The 19,951-nt window shown below is 70.3% G+C and carries 12 protein-coding genes and 7 pseudogenes; 10 read left to right on the top strand and 9 right to left on the bottom strand.

The features are described 5' to 3' along the window. Positions 1-265: 265 nt before the first annotated feature. Together AB0P41_RS30150 and AB0P41_RS30145 are read left to right on the top strand one after the other, a co-directional pair. Positions 266-1,078: pseudogene (locus AB0P41_RS30150) on the top strand (IS110 family transposase); the annotation flags it as partial. A 204-nt stretch (positions 1,079-1,282) separates the two neighbouring features. Then, positions 1,283-1,597 (top strand): annotated as a pseudogene (locus AB0P41_RS30145) (hypothetical protein); the annotation flags it as partial. Between the two features lie 90 nt (positions 1,598-1,687). On the opposite strand, the pseudogene AB0P41_RS30140 reads toward AB0P41_RS30145, so the two are convergent. Further along, positions 1,688-1,857, bottom strand: a pseudogene (locus AB0P41_RS30140) (acetoacetate decarboxylase); the annotation flags it as partial. 214 nt (positions 1,858-2,071) lie between these two features. Between AB0P41_RS30140 and AB0P41_RS30135 the strand changes: the two are divergent. Continuing rightward, positions 2,072-2,641, top strand: coding sequence for a TetR/AcrR family transcriptional regulator (locus AB0P41_RS30135; RefSeq protein ID WP_365935311.1), 570 nt, complete (start codon positions 2,072-2,074; stop codon positions 2,639-2,641). A gap of 11 nt (positions 2,642-2,652) precedes the next feature. On the opposite strand, the gene AB0P41_RS30130 is transcribed toward AB0P41_RS30135, so the two are convergent. The 5 genes from AB0P41_RS30130 to AB0P41_RS30110 form a co-directional block, all read right to left on the bottom strand. Next, positions 2,653-5,478, bottom strand: a complete 2,826-nt coding sequence (locus AB0P41_RS30130) for a beta-L-arabinofuranosidase domain-containing protein (RefSeq protein WP_365935261.1) — start codon at positions 5,476-5,478, stop codon at positions 2,653-2,655. Positions 5,479-5,576: 98 nt separating this feature from the next. Continuing rightward, the gene (gene yjfF / locus AB0P41_RS30125; RefSeq protein ID WP_365935259.1) at positions 5,577-6,560 is read right to left on the bottom strand and encodes a galactofuranose ABC transporter, permease protein YjfF; all 984 of its coding nucleotides are present in this window, start codon (positions 6,558-6,560) and stop codon (positions 5,577-5,579) included. Continuing rightward, positions 6,557-7,564, bottom strand: a complete 1,008-nt coding sequence (locus AB0P41_RS30120; RefSeq protein WP_365935258.1) for an ABC transporter permease — start codon at positions 7,562-7,564, stop codon at positions 6,557-6,559. Before AB0P41_RS30120 ends, yjfF begins: the two co-directional genes overlap by 4 nt. Continuing rightward, on the bottom strand, positions 7,561-9,108 hold the full coding sequence (locus AB0P41_RS30115) for a sugar ABC transporter ATP-binding protein (protein ID WP_365935256.1): 1,548 nt from the start codon (positions 9,106-9,108) through the stop codon (positions 7,561-7,563). Before AB0P41_RS30115 ends, AB0P41_RS30120 begins: the two co-directional genes overlap by 4 nt. Positions 9,109-9,175: 67 nt before the next feature. Continuing rightward, the gene (locus tag AB0P41_RS30110; protein WP_365935309.1) at positions 9,176-10,126 is read right to left on the bottom strand and encodes an ABC transporter substrate-binding protein; all 951 of its coding nucleotides are present in this window, start codon (positions 10,124-10,126) and stop codon (positions 9,176-9,178) included. A 266-nt stretch (positions 10,127-10,392) separates the two neighbouring features. Here AB0P41_RS30110 and AB0P41_RS30105 point away from each other — a divergent pair, with 266 nt between their 5' ends. From AB0P41_RS30105 to AB0P41_RS30075, 7 genes and pseudogenes are all read left to right on the top strand, one after another. Beyond that, on the top strand, positions 10,393-11,493 hold the full coding sequence (locus tag AB0P41_RS30105; RefSeq protein ID WP_365935254.1) for a LacI family DNA-binding transcriptional regulator: 1,101 nt from the start codon (positions 10,393-10,395) through the stop codon (positions 11,491-11,493). A 321-nt stretch (positions 11,494-11,814) separates the two neighbouring features. Beyond that, positions 11,815-12,306: pseudogene (locus AB0P41_RS30100) on the top strand (AbfB domain-containing protein); the annotation flags it as partial. A 42-nt stretch (positions 12,307-12,348) separates the two neighbouring features. Next, positions 12,349-13,212 (top strand): annotated as a pseudogene (locus tag AB0P41_RS30095) (family 43 glycosylhydrolase); the annotation flags it as partial. A gap of 18 nt (positions 13,213-13,230) precedes the next feature. Continuing rightward, the gene (locus tag AB0P41_RS30090) at positions 13,231-13,485 is read left to right on the top strand and encodes a hypothetical protein (protein WP_365935252.1); all 255 of its coding nucleotides are present in this window, start codon (positions 13,231-13,233) and stop codon (positions 13,483-13,485) included. A gap of 33 nt (positions 13,486-13,518) precedes the next feature. After that, a pseudogene (locus tag AB0P41_RS30085) lies at positions 13,519-13,683 on the top strand (RICIN domain-containing protein); the annotation flags it as partial. A gap of 84 nt (positions 13,684-13,767) precedes the next feature. Further along, positions 13,768-15,201, top strand: coding sequence for a glycoside hydrolase family 43 protein (locus tag AB0P41_RS30080; protein ID WP_365935250.1), 1,434 nt, complete (start codon positions 13,768-13,770; stop codon positions 15,199-15,201). Between the two features lie 243 nt (positions 15,202-15,444). Then, positions 15,445-15,552 (top strand): annotated as a pseudogene (locus AB0P41_RS30075) (AbfB domain-containing protein); the annotation flags it as partial. Positions 15,553-15,744: 192 nt separating this feature from the next. Here AB0P41_RS30075 and araD read toward each other — a convergent pair. Genes araD through araB form a run of 3 tightly spaced genes read right to left on the bottom strand, consistent with a single transcriptional unit; the run spans position 15,745 to position 19,768 of the window. Continuing rightward, the gene (gene araD / locus AB0P41_RS30070; RefSeq protein WP_365935249.1) at positions 15,745-16,458 is read right to left on the bottom strand and encodes an L-ribulose-5-phosphate 4-epimerase AraD; all 714 of its coding nucleotides are present in this window, start codon (positions 16,456-16,458) and stop codon (positions 15,745-15,747) included. Positions 16,459-16,493: 35 nt separating this feature from the next. After that, entirely contained in the window at positions 16,494-18,002 is a 1,509-nt protein-coding gene (gene araA, locus AB0P41_RS30065; protein WP_365935247.1) for an L-arabinose isomerase, read from the bottom strand. Positions 18,003-18,061: 59 nt separating this feature from the next. Further along, positions 18,062-19,768 carry a ribulokinase gene (araB, locus tag AB0P41_RS30060; protein ID WP_365935245.1) on the bottom strand — a complete coding sequence of 569 codons (1,707 nt, stop codon included), beginning with the start codon at positions 19,766-19,768 and terminating at the stop codon, positions 18,062-18,064. Positions 19,769-19,951: the final 183 nt, after the last annotated feature.

Here is a 19,951-nt window from a genome sequence, read left to right as displayed (position 1 = left end):
ATGTGCCATAGGCCGCGCTGGACGGTCTGGTCAAGGTGTTCCGGGGTGAAGTTCCCCCCGCGAACTGGACAGCAGGTGTTTACGCTGCCGGGGGGAGATTCTGCCTGAGCAAGGATCTCGTTTCGAGCGGGGTGACGTACCCGTAGTCGGGGTGCCGACGGAGCCGGCTGCCGTTGTACTCGACCTCGACGTAACGGAAAACGTCGGATGTGGCAGCTCGGTGCCGAGGCAAGGCCGGACGAAAGCCTGATGGAGGGGCCTGCACGTGATCGACACCAGCACCATCGACGTCTTCCTCGGCCTGGACGTCGGCAAGGGCGAACACCACGCCACTGCTATCACCCCGGCCGGGAAGAAGGTCTTCGACAAACGGCTGCCCAATACCGAGCCCAAGCTCCGCGAGCTGTTCGCGAAACTGCAGGCCAAGCACGGAACGGTGCTCGTCGTGGTCGACCAGCCGGCCTCGATCGGAGCCCTGCCGCTGGCAGTCGCCCGGGACATGGGCTGCCCGGTCGCTTACCTGCCCGGCCTGACGATGCGGCGGATCGCCGACCTCTACCCAGGCGAGGCCCAAACGGATGCGAGGGACGCATTCATCATCGCGGACGCGGCCCGCGCGATGCCTCACACGTTGCGGGCGATCGATGGCGAGGACGAGACGATCGCCGAGCTGGAGATGATCGTCGGCTTCGACGATGACCTGGCCGGCGAAGCCACCAGGGTCGCGAACCGGCTCCATGGCCTGCTGACCCAGATCCATCCGTCGCTGGAGCGGGTGCTGGGGCCGCGGTTGCAGCACCCGGCCGTCCTCACGCTGCTGGAACGGTTCGGGTCACCGGCCCAGATTCGCAAGGCCGGACGGCGCCGCCTGGTCACGCTGTTACGGCCGAAGGCCCCGAGGATGGCCGAGCGTCTGGTCGAGGACATCTTCACCGCTCTGGACGAGCAGACGGTGGTGGTGCCCGGCACCGAGGCGGCCGCACTGATCGTCCCAAGCCTGGCCGGCTCCCTGGCCGCCGTCCTTGACCAGCGGAAACTGCTGGCGGGGCGGATCGAGATACTCCTGGAGGCCCACCCTAATGGGCAGTGATGCGGGGCACCGCCAGGCCCACCCGGCCCAATCGAGGCCCTGAAAGAGACTGCGGGCCCCGCATCGTCCTCGTGTCGGTGGTCGGTGCCGGAGAAGCCGCACACACCCCCAGGGACTTGGATCCCTTGGACAAGACTCGGCCTCCGGGACCGTCCAGCGTCACGAGCTCGTACGGCGACCGCATCCAGTCCGATGATCGGATCGTTGAGGTTTGTGGTCCGAGCCACCCACAGGGGTCACCTCTCACCACGCCTGGAGCCGCCGATCTCTGGAGCAGACCGAGGGCCCTGCGGGCCGCTGGGGTCACGAACGGCTGATCGGATGCAGGGCCATCGAGTCCTTCCATTAGGGAGACGCGTGCCCCCGCCCGGCTGCGACCAGCAGCCCGCCCCCGCCCGAGAGGACAAACACGACGCGATGACCGGCACCTGCGGAATCGACTGGGCCAGCGACCACCACGACGTCGCCCTGGTCGACCACGAGGGCAACTTGTTAGCCCGGGCCCGGATCACCGACGACCTCGACGGCCTGCACCAGCTCCTCGAACTCTTCACCACCCAAGGCGACACCGCGAACGCCCCGATCCCGACTCGGATCTTGGGGGGGCTTCCGGAAGAAGTCCACTGCGCCGACGCGTGGGTCCCGGGCGATCACGTCGAGGTCGGGGTTCATCCGGTACCTGTCGTACAGGCCCCCTGGGGGACACAGACCTCGCGGCCTCCCAGCTCGACGGCGACGGTGTCCTGCTGCGGGGCGGACGGGGACATGACGGCCCTCCTCACTCCCATGTAAGCGGCGTACACATAACCGTCGACCCAATGTGAGCACCGTCAACAACAGCGGGAGCCAGCCGCCGGCGTTCCGCTTCCGGGCCGGAATCCCCTTGGATGTATGCACCATTTACACCGATTGCGCGCAGCGGACGCACCGGAAGACCGAGAAGGACCCATGGCACAGACCAGCACGTAGCATCACGGTGATCTGCGTGCCGCCTGCCTGCGTGCGGCCCGTGAACTGCTGGAGGAGGACGGCAGCGCGGCCCTGTCCATGCGCGCGGTCGCACGACGGGCCGGCGTCTCAGCCACGGCCCCCTACCGCCACTACGCGGACCGCGAGGCGCTCATCTCCGCGGTCGCCGCGGAGGGGTACCGCGAGCTCGCGGAGTCCCTGGCGGCGGCCTACCCCGCCCCGTCGGCGCCGGACGACATGGCAGCCATCGTCGTCGCCTACGTACGGTTCGCCCTGGAGCACCCGGCCCTCTTCCGGGCGGTGTTCGCCGAGCCGTGCGACCCGGCCAGTGAGGAGCGGGTCGCCGCGACGGCCGCCCTTTCCGAGGACGTGCGCGGCATCGTGCGCGCCGCCTCCCCCGGCGCGGACCAGGAGGCGCTGTCGACGACCGTGTGGGCCCTCGTCCACGGCCTGGCGTTCCTGCACCTGGACGGCAAGCTGGACGCCTCCACCCCCGAGGTGGTCGCCGCCCGGGTCACCGCCGCCGTCCAGGCGCTGTTCACGGCCTCCCCCACACTCGGAGCGGCGGCGGACACCCGCTGACGAGAGGCGGATCAGGCCACGTACGACGCGTTCTGCGCGGTGGTCAAGGCCTTCTGCCCGTCCGCCTGGCCGAGCAGGCCCGCGGAGACCCAGCTGTTCACCGTCGTCCGGACCCGGTTCACCAGGGCGTCCTTGGAGGTGAACGGCGCGGCCGACCAGATCTCGTCCAGCAGCGTGGTGCCGTCCGCGCGGGCCGGGTTGGCGACGCCCGAGTCCGTGCCGCCGAAGACCAGGCGGGGTTCGGTGCGCCGGACATAGGCGTGGGTCGGGTCGGTGGTGCCCTCGTGGAAGGGGGCGAATTCGACGCCGCCCAGCGTGTAGTGCAGAGGTTTGCCGGACACCGGTGTGAGGGAGGGGAGCAGGTCGCCGGAGAGTGCGGCGTTGCGGTAGAGGCCTGCCGACAGGTACGTGGTCGAGGAGTGGCGGCCGACCAGGTTGACGGGGCCGTAGAAGAGGGTCTGGAGGGTGGGGTCGTCCAGGGCCTTCTCCACCCGGAGCCGGAAGGGGATCGTCACCTTGACGACGTCGCCCTTGGTCCAGGTGCGGTTGACGGTGAGGTAGCTGCCGGGGGTCGGTGTGCCGCCGACGGCGGTGCCGTTGACGGTGACCCGGAATCCGGCGGTGGCCCAGGAGGGCACCCGCAGTTTGAGGTCGAAGGCGGCGGTGGAGCCGCCGATGGTGAGGGTGGTGCCCTGTTCGCGCGGGTAGTCGGTGGTCTGGGTGACGGTGACACCGCGTTCCGCCCAGGTGAGGGTGGAGGCGCTGTAGAGGTTGACGTAGAGGGCCTTGCCGTCGGCCCGGGCGAAGTAGACGGAGTCCTGGTATTTGGTGGCGCTCTCCATGCCGGTGCCCTCGCAGCAGGTGGTGCCCTGCTTGGGGGTGTAGTCGCGGACATGGCCGGGCGACAGGCCGATCATGTACGTGACGAGCGGCTTCTCGGCGTCGGCCTGATCTCGTTTGGAGCCCAGAATCTGGTTGTGAAGCGTGCGCTCGTAGTAGTCCATGTACTTCGGGTTCTGGTCGTGGAAGAACAGCGTGCGGCTCAGTTTGAGCAGGTTGTACGCGCAGCAGGTCTCGGCGGTCGTGGCGCTGATCGTGCCGGCGATGACGTCGCGGGCCTTCCAGAACTCGCCCTGGCTCGTGCCGCCGATGCCGTACATGCGGTGCGGGATGACCATGTCCCAGAAGTTCTTGGCGGCGGTGAGGTAGCGGTCGTGGCCGGTGGCGTCGTACAGCCGGGCGTAGCCGGTGAAGATCGGAATGTGCTGGTTGGCGTGCAGGCCGTCGAGTACGTCGGTGTTCGCGGCGCAGGCGTCGATGAGCCGGTTGAGGTCGAACAGCCGGGCCAGCGCCAGGTGTTCGGCCTTTCCGGTGAGGGAGTGCACATCGACGATCGCCTCGACGATGCCGCCGAACTCGCCGCTGGAGAAGATGCCCCACATGCGTTGCAGCGTGGCCGCCGGCAGCTTGGAGAGCCGGGAGTACATCCAGTCGCAGAGCCCGGAGGCGAGGTCGAGGGCGCGTGCGTCACCGATGGCGACGTGGGCGTCCAGCAGGCCGCGCAGGATCTTGTGGGCGGTGTAGTACGGGGCCCACACCTTTGTGTAGTTGCCGGTTGTCATCGATTCCAGCTCGATGAACTGGGTTTCCGGATAGGCGGCGAGGAAGCCCAGGTGGCTGGGGGCGCCCCAGGTGCGGCGGAGGGTGGCGTTCAGACCGCGGCCCGAGGCGTCGGTGAAGGTGCCGCCGGTGGTCTCGTAGAAGTCGTACGAGGCGAGGTTGCCGCGCCCGGCGGCGGTTTCGGGTGCCCGCCGGGACTGGAGGGAGGTGATCTCGGCCGCCGTCAGCGCCCTGGACCAGAGGTTGAACTCGTCGAAGGCGCCCGCGAACACGGGGTCGGAGGCGAAGTGGGAGCGGCCGAGCCAGTGGTCGGCGAGGGCGCCGAGGGCCGCCGGGTTGAGACTCATCGAGGTGTTGCGGGCGACGGCCGCGCCGTTGACGTACAGCGTGCCTGTGTTGCCGCCGATGGTGACAGCGAGGTGGCTCCACTGGTTCAGGGGCAGCGCGGCGGTTCCGGTGAGCGACTGTTCGCCGGCCGGGCCGTTGGTGGTGATCGCGAACCGGGGGAGGCCCTTCGCGTCGCGGACCGCGAGGTACAGATAGCGGGTGGTGTCGTTGCCGAAGTCGGCGATCCGGGCCCAGTTGTCCGCGTGGGTGGGCCTGATCCAGGCGGAGAGGGTGAGCGCGGTCCCGGTGCCGAGGACGGTGTCGGGCAGGTCCACGTACTGGTGAGAGCCGCGGACGTTGTCCTGCCCGGTGCCGAACTTTCCGGGGACGGCGAGCATGCGGGGCTCGCGGCTCAGCGCCTCGTGTACGGCGGTCAGCGCGCCGACCATGGTGCGGATCTTGTCCGCGTGGGCGGTGTCACCGGTGCTTGCGTACGCCTGGGAGAGCATGGTGAGGAAATGGCCGGTGTAGTGGCCGCGCAGGTTGCCGTTGGCCTCGCCGTCCAGCCCCTCCCAGCCGCCGGGTGCGACGGCGTCACCGGTCGCCAGGCCGGCGTTGGCGCGGAAGACCTGGAGCAGCCGGTTCACGTCGTAGCCGCGGGCGTGGTCGAGCATCAACTGCCGCTTATCGGCGAAGAGTCCGGAGCCGAGTGTGACGTCCTGGAGGGCGAAGGGGCGAACCGTCCAGGCGGACGGCACGGGGAGGGCCGGGGCAGCCGCCGCGAGGGGTGCGGCGGCCGCCGTCGGCGGGAGGGCTATGCCGATGGCGGGTGCGGCCGCCGTGAACACCGCGGCTTGCAGCAGGGTGCGCCGGGAGAGTGCTGAGGTCATGGTGTGCGCTCCTCGTCTCGTCGTCGGGTGAGGGTGGTCCGGTGGGGCGGATGCGCTGTTCCTCGCTGTTTCACGGACGTGCGTGCACGTCGGGCGGGCTACCGGGGCTGCCGCACGATGACGCGCTGGAGGACGATGAAGGCCAGCAGCAGGGCGCCGATGACGATCTTGGTCCACCAGGAGCTGAGGGTGCCCTCGAAGGAGATCAGCGCCTGTACGGTGCCGAGGACCAGCACACCCGCCATCGAGCCGGCCACATAGCCGACCCCGCCGGCCAGCAGGGTGCCGCCGATCACGACGGCGGCGATGACGTCCAGCTCCATGCCGACCGCGTGGAGGCCGTAGCCGGAGAGCATGTACAGAGCGAACAGCAGGCCGCCCAGGGCCGAGCAGAAGCCGCTCACCGCGTAGACGCCCACCTTGGCCCTCGTGGTGGGCAGCCCCATCAGCCGCGCCGAGGTCTCGCTGCCCCCGACTGCGTAGACCGTGCGGCCGAAGCGGGTGAGGTGGAGGACGTACACCGCCGCCGCCACCACGGCCAGGGCGACGAGCACGCTGTAGGTGACCGTGACGTCCCCGGGCAGCACTATCGTCCCGGTGGCGAAGTCGCGGAAGGCCGGGTCGTTGATGGACACCGACTCGACGCTGATGAGGAAGCACAGCCCCCGGGCCAGGAACATCCCCGCCAGCGTGACGATGAACGGCTGCACGTCGAAGTAGTGGATGACCAGGCCCATCAGCAGGCCGAGGACCGTACCGCCGACGAGCACGGCGAGCACGGACAGCAGCGGCGGCCAGCCCGCCCGGAGCGCGGACGCGGCGATCATGGTGGACAGCGCGGCGACGGCGCCCACGGAAAGGTCGATGCCGCCGGTGAGGATGACGAAGGTCATGCCCACGGCGAGCACAATGAGGAAGGCATTGTCGATGAAGAGGTTCGCCACCACCTGGCCGGAGGCGAAGTCCTGGTAACGCACCGAGCCGACCCCGAAGGTCACCGCGAACACCACGAGGGTCGCGACGACGGGCAGGAAACGCTGAGGAAGGCGCGGTCGTACGGACGCGAGGGCCGATGTGCTCATCCGGCGGCCACCTTCTGGGATCGGGGTGCGGTTACGGAGGTCTTGCGAAGGCCGCCGATGATGTGTGCCATGCGCGGTGACTGCAGCAGGCACACGGTGATCACGACGACCGCCTTGAACAGCAGGGTCACGTTGGTTGGTACGCCGATGGTGTAGACGGTGGTGGTCAGGGTCTGGATCACGAGCGCGCCGACGAGGGTGCCGCCCAGCGAGTAGCGGCCGCCGGCGAGCGAGGTGCCGCCGATCACGACCGCCAGGATGGCGTCCATCTCGATCCACAGGCCCGCGTTGTTGGCGTCCGCGGCGCTGACGTTGGAGCTGATCATCAGGCCGGCCACGCCCGCGCAGAACGCGGCGAACACGTACACGGTCCAGGTGATCGTGCGGGAGCGCACTCCGGCCAGCTTGCTGGCCTCGGGGTTGGCGCCCACCGCCTCGATCAGCATCCCGAGAGCGGTGCGGCGGGTCAGCAGGGCGACCCCGCCGAGGACCACGAGGCTGATCAGGATCGCGATCGGCAGGACGAGGAAGCCCGCGCCGATCTGCCGGTACGCCGAGCTGCTGACGGTGACGATCTGGCCCTCGGTGAGCAGCATCGCGCCACCGCGTCCGGCGGTCATCAGGACGAGGGTCGCGATGATCGGCTGGATGCCGAGTACGGAGACCAGGAAGCCGTTCCACAACCCGAGCAGCACGCACACGGCCAGGGCGAGGAGGATCGCGGTCGGGACGTCCCCGCCGTCGGCGATCCAGGTGCAGCCGATGGCCCCGGCGATGGCGGCGACCGCGCCCACGGAGAGGTCGATGCCGCGGGTGGCGATCACCAGGGTCATGCCCACCGCGATGAGCATGGTCGGGGCGCCGTTGCGCAGGATGTCGACGAGGCTGCCGTACAGGTGGCCGTCCTGGATGCGCAGGGCCAGGAAGGAGTGCGTGAAGACGACGTTGAGCAGGAGGAGGCCGGCGAGTGCGATCAGCGGCCAGAGCAGACGTCCGCGGATCACGAGGCCACCGCCACTTCGCTGTGGGCATCGGCCGCGATGGCCGACATGACGGAGTCCACGGAGACGTCCCCGCCGGACAGTTCGGCCACCTTGTGCCGGTCCCGCAGGACCACGACCCGGTCGGACACCCGTACCACCTCCTCCAGTTCGGCGGAGATGAACAGCACCGCCATGCCCTCGTACGCCAGTTCGGCGACCACCTTCTGTATCTGTGCCTTGGCGCCGACGTCGATGCCGCGGGTGGGCTCGTCGAGGATGAGGAGCCGGGGCCGGGTCACCAGCCACCGGGCCAGCAGGACCTTCTGCTGATTGCCGCCCGACAGGTTGCCCATCACGGCGTCCGGGTCGGCGGGGCGGATGTCCAGCCGCTCGATGTACTCGGCGACCATCGCCTCGGCGGTGCGGCGGGGCACCGGCCGCGCCCAGCCCCGGGAGGCCTGGGTGGCGAGGATCAGGTTGTCGCGGACGCTCAGGTCGGCGACGACTCCCTCGGCCTTGCGGTCCTCGGAGCAGAAGGCGACGCCTTTGGCGATGAGCGAGCGCGGCCCCCGGGGCCGGACCGTCTCCCCGTCGACGCAGAGCGTGCCCTTGTCGGCGCGATCGGCGCCGCACAGCAGCCGGGCGAGTTCGGTCCGACCGGACCCCAGCAGACCGGCCAGGCCCACTACCTCGCCCTCGTGGATCTCCAGGTCGAACGGCTCGATCGCGCCGGCCCGGCCGAGGCCGCGGGCGACCAGCACCGGGGAGCTGCCCGGTGCCCGCTCCTCGGAGCGGCGCTCGACCTCGGAGAGGACGCCGAGCTCGCGGCCCAGCATCGCCGACACGAGGCCCATGCGGTCGAGGTCCTGGGGCAGGTACTCCTCCACGAGCGTGCCGTTGCGCAGCACGGTCATCCGGTCCGACAGTTCGTAGACCTGGTCGAGGAAGTGCGAGACGAACAGGATCGCCACGCCTTCGTCGCGCAGCACCCGGACTATCCGGAACAGCTCCTCGACCTCGTCGCTGTCGAGGCTGGAGGTCGGCTCGTCCAGGACCAGTACCCGGGCGTCCACCACCAGCGCCCGGGCGATCGCCACCAGTTGCTGCACGGCGATGGAGTGGCTGCTCAGTACGGAGGCCGGGTCGATGGTCAGACCGATCCGGGCCAGGAGTTCCGCGGCGCGGGCTCTCATGGCCCTGCCGTCGATGGCGCCAAGCCTGCGCGGTTCGTGGCCGAGCAGGATGTTCTCGGCCACCGACAGGTTCGGGCAGAGGTTGACCTCCTGGTAAACGGTGCTGATTCCGGCACCCTGCGCCTGGCCGGGGGTGGTGAACTCGACCGGCTCGTCCTTCAGCCGGATGGTGCCGGCCGTCGGCCGGTAGACCCCGGTGAGGGCCTTGATCAGGGTGGATTTACCCGCACCGTTCTCGCCCATGAGGGCGTGCACCTCACCGGGGAACAGGCGGAAGTCGACGCCCGCGAGCGCCTTGACGCCGGCGAACTCTACGGTGATGCCGCGCATGTCGACGACCGGGCTGGCGCCGGCCGCTGGGGAATCGGTCATGACCCGTGCTTTCGTCAAGGGAGGAGCGCCCCCGCCACCCGTCCCGGTGGCGGGGCCGCGGCGCCTGTCAGTACTTCCGGTGCTTGAGGACCTTGGCCGCCTGCTCCGAGGTGAAGGCGGTCTCGTCGGTGACCACGCGCTCCGGGACCTCCTCGCCCTTGACGACCTTCTTCGCCAGGTCCATCAGCTGGTCGCCGAGGAGCGGGTTGCACTCGACGATGTAGTTGATCTCGCCGTCCGTCAGGGCCTGCATGCCGGCCTTGACCGCGTCCACCGTGATGATCTTGATGTCGGTGCCGGGCGTCTTGCCGGCCGCCTTGATCGCCTCGATGGCGCCGAGGCCCATGTCGTCGTTGTGGGCGTACACGACGTTGATGTCGGGGTGCGACTTCAGCAGCGCCTCCATGACCTGCTTGCCGCCGGCCCGGGTGAAGTCACCGCTCTGCGAGGCCACGATCTTGATGTCGGGCTTGCCGGCGACGGCCTCCCTGAAGCCCTTCTGCCGGTCGATGGCGGGGGCGGCGCCGGTGGTGCCCTGGATCTCGGCGACCTTGGCCGGACCGTCGGTGTTCTCCGTCAGCCACTTGCCGGCCTTGCGGCCCTCCTCGACGAAGTCGGAGCCGAGGAACGTCTTGTACAGCGACTTGTCCGAGGAGTCGACGGCCCGGTCCGTGAGGATCACCGGAATCTTCGCGCGCTTGGCCTCCAGCAGGACGGCGTCCCAGCCCGTCTCCACCACCGGGCTGAAGGCGATCACGTCGACCTTCTGCTGGATGTAGGAGCGGATGGCCTTGATCTGGTTCTCCTGCTTTTGCTGCGCGTCGGAGAACTTCAGCTCGACACCGGCGCTCTTGGCGGACTCACGCACCGACTTGGTGTTGGCGGTACGCCAGCCGCTCTCTGCGCCCACCTGGGCGAAGCCCATGACCAGCTTGTCGCCGCCGGACCCCTTGGACCCGCCGCCGTCGCCGCTCCCGCAGGCCGTCAACGTGGCCAGGGCCAGGGCGCAGCCGACCATCGCAATTTTCTTGAACACAGCGTCGTCCTCCATCGTGATCCGTGCGTCCCTGCCCCCGACCTCGAGCGATCGGGGGCCACGGGCGTCAACAGTGAGCGCTCACATTTGCGGCGTCAACCCCTGGGGGAACCACAATTCGGCATCGGGGCGGGCTAGTTATGAATGCAAGTGTTAGCGCTCACTATGATCCTGGGCAGAAGGAAAGCCGGGCGATGACCACCGCGCCGCGGGGCCGTACCTTGGCCGGGGCGTAGATTGAACGTTCCATGCGGATCACCCGCGTCTCCGGTCGGCGGCCGGAGCGGGGCGGCCACCGTCAGAAGGAGATGGATGTGGAGGACGCCACGGCGACGAGTCCAGTGGTGCGGGAACCCGCGATGACCGATGTCGCGCGGCTCGCGGGCGTGTCCCATCAGACGGTGTCCCGGGTGCTCAACAGCCACCCCAACGTGCGCGAGCAGACCCGCCTGAGGGTGCTCGCGGCCGTCAAGGAGCTGGGCTACCGGCCCAACCGCGCGGCGCGCGCCCTGGTGACCGGGCGGTCCCAGCTGATCGGCGTCATCGCACAGAACTCCACGCTCTACGGTCCTTCCTCGCTCCTCGCCGCGTTCGAGATCGCCGCCGCCCGCCAGGGCTTCGCGGTGAGCGTGCACCGGGTGCCCGAGCTGGGCCCGGCCTCGATCACCGCCGCCGTCGAGCGCCACCGCGACGAGCGGGTGGCCGGGATCGTGGTCATCGCGCCCACGGCCTCGGCGGACGAGGCGCTGGCCGGGGCGCCCGCCGAAGTCCCCCTGGTCACGATCGACGGCGACCCCGAGCGCGGCGCGCCGATGGTAGCCGTCGACCAGGAGCACGGCGCCCACCAGGCCACGCAGCACCTGCTGGAGGCGGGCCACGAGACGGTGTGGCACATCTCTGGCCCGCCGGACTGGTTCGACGCGGCCGGCCGCATCCGCGGGTGGCGCCGGGCGCTCCAGGAGGCCGGTGCGGAGGTGCCGCCGGTCAGCACGGGTGACTGGTCCGCCGCTTCCGGGTACCGCGCAGGGCAGATGCTGGCGCGCATGCCCGACGTCACCGCGGTGTTCGCCGCCAACGACCACCAGGCCCTCGGCGCCCTGCGGGCCATGACCGAGCGGGGGCGTTCGGTCCCTGAGCAGGTCAGCATCGTCGGATTCGACGACGTGCCGGAGTCGGCGTACTACTCGCCGCCGCTGACGACCGTGCACCAGGACTTCGGCGCAGTGGCCACCACCACGCTCGACCTCCTGCTCGGCCTGATGAACGGCGCCGAGACGAAGGGCGCCCAGCCCGTCATCACCCCGGATCTCGTCCGGCGCGAGAGCGTGCGGGCACCGATCGGCCGCTGAGCCGGGCCACCGGCGCTCACATCAATCCGTGCCGCGCGTATTGATGTGAGCGCAAACACCCCCCCATACTGACGGAACTCCGAAGCCCAGGGACGCACCCCTGGGCGGGCTCGCACGTCACAGCCCTCTTCCGTATCGCCTCCCGAGCACCGTACGGAAGAGGTGCCGGCCGCACCCCGGTTCCGCCACGCCCCACGCCCCCGGACATAGGGGAAACTTCTGGTCGCCGGTCAGTGTTATCGCTAACAACTGGCCGGTGGGCCCGGCTTCCGCATCCCATCGAACGCGTTCTCTCCCCCACCTCCGAGATCAGGAGAACCGATGCGTCACCGAGGACGAGTACTCGCACTTCTGCCCGCTCTCTTCGCCGCCACCCTCCAGCCCTCGCCCGCCCGGGCGGCGGCCGCGCCCCTGCCCACCGGGGCCCACTCGCTGGAGTCGCTCAACTTCCCGGGCCGGTATGTCCGCCAGGCCGACGGGCTGGCCGGCATCGCCCCCGTCACGTCCGCATCCGGGACCCAGGACAAGAAGGACGCCACCTTCACCGTGATCCCCGGACTGGCCTCGCCCGCGTGCTACTCCTTCCAGGCCACCGACGGCCTGTTCCTGCGCCACCGGGACCGGCGGGTGCGCCTGGAGGCGAACACGGGCACTCCGACGTTCCGCCAGGACGCGACGTTCTGCCCCACCGAGGGGTCGACGACGGACACCGTCACGCTCGCCTCGTACAACTATCCGGACCGGCGGCTGCGCCACCGCGACTTCGGCCTGTGGCTGGACCCGAACGAGTCGACCGCGCAGTTCAAGGCCGACAGCACGTTCCGGCTCACCGAACCGTGGAGCCCCAAGACCACGAAGGGGCCCCTCATCCCGGGCCTGTACGCCGACCCCCACCTCACCCGGTTCGGCGGAACGTACTACCTGTATCCGACCACGGACGGCTACGCGTCCTGGGCCTCCCCCCTTTACCAGGCGTTCTCCTCGACGGACCTGGTCCACTGGACCGCCCACGGCACCATCCTGGACCTCGGACCCGACGTCTCCTGGGCGGACAACTCGGCCTGGGCGCCCGCCGTGGTGGCCAAGAACGGCCGCTACTACCTGTACTTCAGCGGCGGGGCCGCCACCGGGGACACCGGGAAGCACCTCGGGGTCTCCGTCTCCGACTCCCCCACCGGCCCGTTCCGGGACGCGCTGGGCAAACCGCTCATCACGTCCGGCTCGTACGCGGGCCAGGCCATCGACCCCATGGTGTTCACCGACACCGACGGACGGTCCTACCTCTACTGGGGCAACGGCACCGCCCACGTCGTGCCGCTCAACGCCGACATGACCTCGTTCGATCCGGCCTCCGTGCGCACGATCACGCCCAGCGGCTACCGCGAGGCGTCGTTCGTGTTCGAGCGCGACGGCGTCTACTACTTCATGTGGTCCGAGAACGACACCCGGGACGAGAACTACCAGGTCGCCTACGCCACCGGTACGTCTCCGCTCGGCCCCTTCACCCGGCGCGGCGTCATCCTGCAGAAGCGGTTGGGGGACGGCATCAAGGGGACCGGCCACCACTCCGTCGTCAAGGCACCGGACGCCGACACCTGGTACATCGCGTACCACCGCTTCGCCGTGCCGGCCGGCAACGGAACCAACCGTGAAGTCGCCCTGGACCGGCTGACGTTCGCCGCCAACGGCTCCATCAACCCGGTCGTGCCGACCCTCTGACCGACGAGGAGACCGTCCATGCGCTCGCGCATACCAACGGCCGCCGGTTTACGCGGCCCCGCACGGCATTCGCACCACCGGCTGACGTCCCTGCCGACGGCCCTGATCGCCACCACCTGCCTGATGGTGGCGGCGTGGGCACCGGTGAACGAGGCACACGCGGCCGACGCCGCCCCCGTCACCAGCCCCCTGAACAGCAGCGGCCCCCATCCGCACATGACGTACTACCAGGACTACTACTACCTGATGACCATGCCGTGGAAGGGCCGCTGACCATCTGGACGTGCGCGACCGGTCCACGGCGGAGGGCGCCCAGGTGGTGCAGTGGCGGTGTCACGGGGGCGCCACCAGCAGTTCCGCCGGGTGCCGTACGACGGCCGCTTCCGGCTCGTCCCCCGCCACAGCGGCAAATGCCTGGCCGGCGCCGATGCGTCCACCGCCGACGCCGCACCTCTCGAACAACGCACCTGAGCGGCCCACGCCGCCTTCCGGTGGCAGCGCGGCTGACCACGGCCGCTTCCACCCATCGCACCCGCACGACAGACAGGAGAAGCAATGCGCGCGGTATGCACACGGCTGGCGACGACCCTGGTCGCCGTCTGCCTCCTTCTCGTCGCACACGTCATGTCCCCGCCCCAGCGGGCCGCCGCCGCCGCTCCGGGATACCTCATGACCCACTTCATCGGTGAGGGCAGCGAGGGCCAACAGATCTACTTCTCGCACAGCACGGACGGCCTGCACTGGAACGACCTCAACGGCGGTGGCATGGCCCTGCGTTCGACCGTCGGGACGCGCGGGGTCCGGGACCCCTCGCTGGTCCGCTCCCCCGACGGCAGCCGGTACTGGATCATCGCCACGGACCTGTGCATCGGGTGCGGCCAGTCGTGGGACGATGCCCAGAACAACGGGAGCCGCAACCTCGTCGTATGGGAGTCCACCGACCTGGCCACCTGGTCGGCGCCGAGGCTGCTCAATGTCGCCGGTGCCATCTCCGACGGCCGCAACGCGTGGGCGCCGGAGGCCATTTGGGACCCGCAGTCCAGCTCCTACGTCCTGTACTGGGCGACGAACGCCACCCTCAACGGCGTTCTGAAGCACCGCATCTACTACGCCCGGACCACCGATTTCCATTCGGTCACCGCGCCGCAGCTCTACATCGACCGCCCCGGCACCCAGGGCATCATCGACACGCAGATCGTCGAGGTGCCCGCGGGAACCGGTGACTACCGCTACGTACGTGCCTCGGGCGACGGCCAGATCACCCTGGAGGGCAGCGACTCCGTCCTCGGGAAGTGGACCACGCTGGGGAACCTCTCCGGCATCGGTCTCACCGGTTCCCAAGTCGAGGGTCCGATGTGGATGAAGTTCGGTGACCGCGGCGAGTGGGCGCTGTACCTCGACCAGTACGCTGCGGGCCGCGGCTACCTGCCGACGCTCACGTCCGACCCGTCCGGCCCCGGTGCGTTCCGGCTTCCGCCGGCGGGCAGTTACGACCTGGGCGGGGTGAAGAAGCGGCACGGCTCGATCCTCAACCTGACCGCCGCCGAGGAGAGCCGCGTACAGGCACGCTGGGCGGCCACGCCCGCGCAGCGGCTGCAGTCGGCCAACTACCCGGACCGCTATGTGCGTCACCGGAACTTCGGGGTGCGCATCGACGCGAGCGTGAGCCCGGCCCAGGACGCGCAGTTCCGCCTCAGGCCCGGCCTCGCGGGCTCCGGCACGGTCTCCTTCGAGTCCGTGAACTACCCCGGGTACTACCTCCGGCACGCCGGCCAGGAGGTCCGTCTCGCCCTGAACGACGGCACCGCCGCCTTCGCGCAGTCCGCGACGTTCCGGCGGGTCGCCGGGCTGGCCGACGCCGCCCAGGCATCCTTCCAGTCGTACGACGCGCCCGACCGGTATCTCCGGCACTACGCGTTCCAGCTGCGGCTCGACCCCATCGCCGACCCCACCGGGCGCAGCGACGCCACCTTCCGGGTGACGGGCTGACCGATGAACCGTCCGGGCACACGCTTCCGGGTCGGCCCGGAGGCTGTGGGGCGACACGTTCTGCCCCGACGCGCGGTTCGGCCTGTGGGAGGGCGACCTGGTGTCCGGGCAGTGGTCGCAGGCCGGCCGGCAGTCGTACACGGCTCCGCTGAACGCGAAGCACGACACGGTCCGTCCTATCACCGCGGCTGACCGGGACCGGCTCCTCGCCCGGTACGGCGGCACGAGAACTTCGAGGGGCGCATCGGTGAGCTGCCCTTCGATCCGTTCCAGGACGCCCAGTGGCGGCTGCGGGCCGCCCTGAGCGGTTCGGGCACGGTGTCGTTCGAGTCGGTGAAGTATCCCGGGTACTACCTCAGGCAGCGGGACTCGGTGGTCCGGCTCGTGCGGAACGACGGGACGGCGGACTTCTTCGGGCTGCGCACCGACGGGATCACCACCGCGGTCGGTCGCGTGGACGCCACGTTCGACATCGTGCAACGACTTGTGCCCGGGTCCCGCACACGGTGTGCGAGGCCCGGGCACGGGTGCTGTGCGGTGGTGTTACGCGGCCCCGGGGTTGCCGTAGTAGGCGTCCGGGCCGTGCTTACGCGTGAAGTGGCGGTCCAGCAGGTGCTGCGGAGGTACGACCGTGCCCAGGGCGATAGTGTGCAGAGCCATCTCCGCGACCGCCTCGCAGATGATCGCGTGCTCCAGGGACTTGGTGGCGTCGGCGCCCCAGGTGAAGGGGCCGTGGTGGGCGACCAGGGCGCCGGGCACCTCCCGGGCCCGGGTGTCGTCGCCCTCCAGGAGGTCCACGATCACCTGCCCGGTGTTGTACTCGTAGTCCTTGGCGCACTGCTCGGGCGTGAGGGCGGCGGAGACGGGGACGGGCCCGTTGAAGGTGTCGGCGTGGGTCGTGCCGAGCACCGGTATCGCGCGCCGGGCCTGGGCGAAGGCGACGGCGTGGGTGGAGTGGGTGTGGGTCACCCCGCCGATCGAAGGAAACGCCAGGTAGAGGCTGCGATGGGTCTCGGTGTCGGTGGACGGGCGCAGCCGGCCCTCCACGACGCTCCCGTCCGCCAGCGAGACGACGACGAGGTCGTCGGGGCCCAACGCGTCGTAGGAGACCCCCGACGGCTTGATGACGAAGACGCCGGCCTCCCGGTCGACGCCGCTCACGTTGCCCCAGGTGAGGGTGGCGAGCCCGGCCCGGGGGATGCGGAGGTTGGCTTCGAGTACTTCCCGGCGCAGCTCTTTCGATACGGTCCCGGCCACGGTGGGCTCCGTCCTGGTGGAGGTGTCGGCGGCGGTCACAGGCTCTGGGCCAGACGGTGGTAGGCCTGGTTCCAGCGCAGTTCGCGGGTGAATCGGCGGATAGTGGTGTCCGGGTCGATGACGACGAGTTCGGTGCGCAGCATCTCTGCGAGATCCTCCAGCTCCTCACCGCCGAGCGCGGTGGTGAGGACGGTGTGGTGCGGTGCTCCGGCGGTCAGCCATGCCTCGGTGGAGGTACGCAGGTCGGGGCTGGGCCGCCAAACGGCGCGGGCGACAGGCAGCTTCGGCAGCGGCTCGGGCGGGGTGACGACGTCGATGTGGTTGGCGACGAGCCGGAACCGGTCCCCCATGTCCGCGAGCCCGATGACGACGGCGGGGCCGGGGGCCGCGTCGAAGACCAGCCGGACCGGGTCCTCCCGGCCGCCGATGCCGAGGGGGTGGATCTCGCAGGCCGGGGTCGCCGTGGTGAGCGAGGGGCACACCTCCAGCATGTGGGCGCCGAGGATGAGTTCCTGACCGGGCGTCAGGTCATACGTGTAGTCCTCCATGAAGGACGTGCCGCCGGGCAGCCCGTGGGCCATGGCCTTGAGGGTGCGCAGCAGGACCGAGGTCTTCCAGTCACCCTCGCCGCCGAAGCCGTAGCCGTCGGCCATCAGGCGCTGCACGGCGAGCCCGGGCAGCTGGCGCAGTCCGCCGAGGTCCTCAAAGTTGGTGGTGAAGGCGTGGAAGCCGCCCTCGGTGAGGAAAGCGCGCAGCCCGGCCTCGATGCGGGCGGCGTAGCGCAGGGAGTCGTGGCGTTCACCGCCGGGCCGCAGTTCGGGGGCCAGGGCGTAGAGGTCCTGGTACTCCTTGACGAGCGCGGTGACGGTGTCCTCGTCGGCGGTGTCGACCGCGTCGACCAGGTCGTTGACGCCGTAGGTGTTGACCGAGACCCCGAACCGCAGCTGGGCCTCGACCTTGTCGCCCTCGGTGACGGCGACGTCGCGCATGTTGTCGCCGAAGCGGGCGAGCTTGAGGCCGGAGAGCTCGGCGCGGCCGAGGGCGGCGCGCGCCCAGCCGGCGATGCGGTCGACGACCTCGGGGGTGGTGACGTGACCGGCCACGGTCTTGCGGGGGACGCCGAGGCGGGTCTGCACGAAGCCGAACTCGCGGTCGCCGTGGGCGGCCTGGTTCAGGTTCATGAAGTCCATGTCGATGGTGGACCAGGGCAGTTGACGGTTGGCCTGGGTGTGCAGGTGCAGCAGCGGTTTGCGCAGGGCGTCGAGGCCGGAGATCCACATCTTGGCCGGGGAGAAGGTGTGCATCCAGGCGATGAGGCCGACACAGCGGTCATCGGCGTTCGCCTCCAGACAGACCCGGCGGATGGCGGCCGCGTCGGTGAGGACCGGCTTCCAGACGAGGCGCACGGTCATCTGCGGCTGGTCCGCGAGGGTGTCGCGGATGACCCGTGACTGGTCGGCGACCTGGGCCAGGGTCTCATCCCCGTAGAGGGACTGGCTGCCGGTGAGAAACCAGATCTCGCGGTCGGGCTGGGCGAGCGTCATGTCGGGTGTGCTCCTTGTTGTGCGGGAAAGAATGGTTCGGGCCCGGGGGGTCCTGCCGGTCAGCCGGCCGTCGCGGTGCGCGCGGTGTTGCGGATCTTGCGCAGCCGGTGCAGGAGCAGGTCGGCGCCGGTGCCGAAGTGGTCGTGCAGGGCGCGGTATTCGGCGAACAGGGCGTCGTAGGCGTCCGCCCGGCCGGGGTCGGGGGTGTACGCGTGCCGCTGGACGCTCCCCATGCGGGCGGCGGCGGTCCGGACGTCCGGGTGGGCGCCCGCGGCGACGGCGGCGTGGATGGCGGAGCCGAGCGCGGGCCCCTGCTCGGAGGTGCCGAGGGAGACGGGGCGGCGCAGGACGTCGGCGTAGATCTGCATGAGCAGGGCGTTCTTCCTCAGCCCGCCGGTGACGATGAACTCCTCGACGGGGATCCCGCCGGCCTCGAACGTCTCGACGATGACCCGGGTGCCGTACGCGGTGGATTCGAGCAGGGCCAGGTAGACGTCCTCGGGGCGGGTGTCGAGGGTGAGCCCCGCGATGACGCCGGAGAGGTGGTGGTCGACGAGGGTGGAGCGGTTGCCGTTCATCCAGTCCAGGGCGACCAGTCCGTGCGCCCCGACCGGGCGGCCCGTGGCCTTGCGGGTCAGGAGCTGGTGCAGGTCCTCGCCGGCGTCCCTGGCCTCGGCGCGGTAGTCGTCGGGCACGCCCTGGCGGAGCCACCAGGCGAAGATGTCGCCGACCGCGCTCTGCCCGGCCTCGTAGCCGTAGGCGCCGTCCACGATGCCGCCGTCGACTACCCCGCAGATGCCGGGGACGTCGGCGAGGGTGGCGCCATTGAGGACGTGGCAGGTGGAGGTGCCCATGATGGCGAGCAGCCGACCGTTCTCCACAGCTCCGGCGGCGGGGGCGGCCACGTGCGCGTCGACGTTGCCCGCGGCGACGGCGATGCCCTCGGGCAGGCCGGTCCATGCGGCGGCGCGCCCGCTCAGGCCGCCGACGCGCGAGCCCAGGGCCGACAGCGGGTGCTCCAGGCGGGTGGCGGGGAAGTCCGCGAAGTCCGGGTGGAGTCGGCCGAGGAAGTTGGGCGAGGGGTAGGCGCCGTCCTGGTGGATGCCCTTGTAGCCGGCGGTGCAGGTGTTGCGCGACTCGGTGCCGGTGAGCTGCCAGACAATCCAGTCGGCCGCTTCGATCCAGCGGGCGCAGGCGGCGTAGACCTCGGGGTCCTCCTCCAGCACCTGGAGGGCCTTGGCGAACTGCCACTCGGAGGAGATCCTGCCGCCGTACCGGCTGATCCACTTCTCGCCCCGGTCGTGCGCGAGGGCGTTGATGCGGTCGGCCTGCTCCTGGGCCGCGTGGTGCTTCCACAGCTTCGGCCAGGCGTGCGGGCGGTCGGACCACTCGGGCAGCAGGGCGAGCGGGAGGCCCTCCGCGGTGGCCGGCAGGACGGTGCAGGCGGTGAAGTCGGTGGCGATGCCGATGACCCGGGCCGGGTCGACGCCGGCGGCCGCGACCGCCGCCGGGACCGCGGTGCGCAGCACGTCGCGCCAGTCCTCGGGATGCTGCAACGCCCAGTCGGGGGGCAGCGGTACGCCGGTCAGCAGGAGGCGTTCCTCGATGACGGCGTGGCGGTAGTCGTGGACCGCCGAGCCGAGTTCAGCGCCGTCGCGGACCCTGACCACCACGGCGCGCCCGGACAGGGTGCCGAAGTCCACGCCGACCGTGCAGGCCTCGGGGTGGTGCGGGTCGACGGGGTCGGAAGAGGCGTGTGGCGTCACGATGCGGTCTCTCTCGTCAGGGGTGGGCGGGGCGACAATCGACCCCTCGTTGATTGTTAGCGCTCACAATCCTTGGGGGCAAGGGCTGTGTGTACTTTTGTCGTTCCCGGCCGACCGGCGGCGACGCCCACCACCGCGCGTAGCGCGGCGAACAGGTTGAACCGGCGAGGTCCGCCACGATTA

This window comes from Streptomyces sp. NPDC079167 (genome assembly GCF_040686735.1).
GTDB lineage: Bacteria > Actinomycetota > Actinomycetes > Streptomycetales > Streptomycetaceae > Streptomyces.
This window is presented reverse-complemented; position numbering and strand designations above follow the sequence as displayed.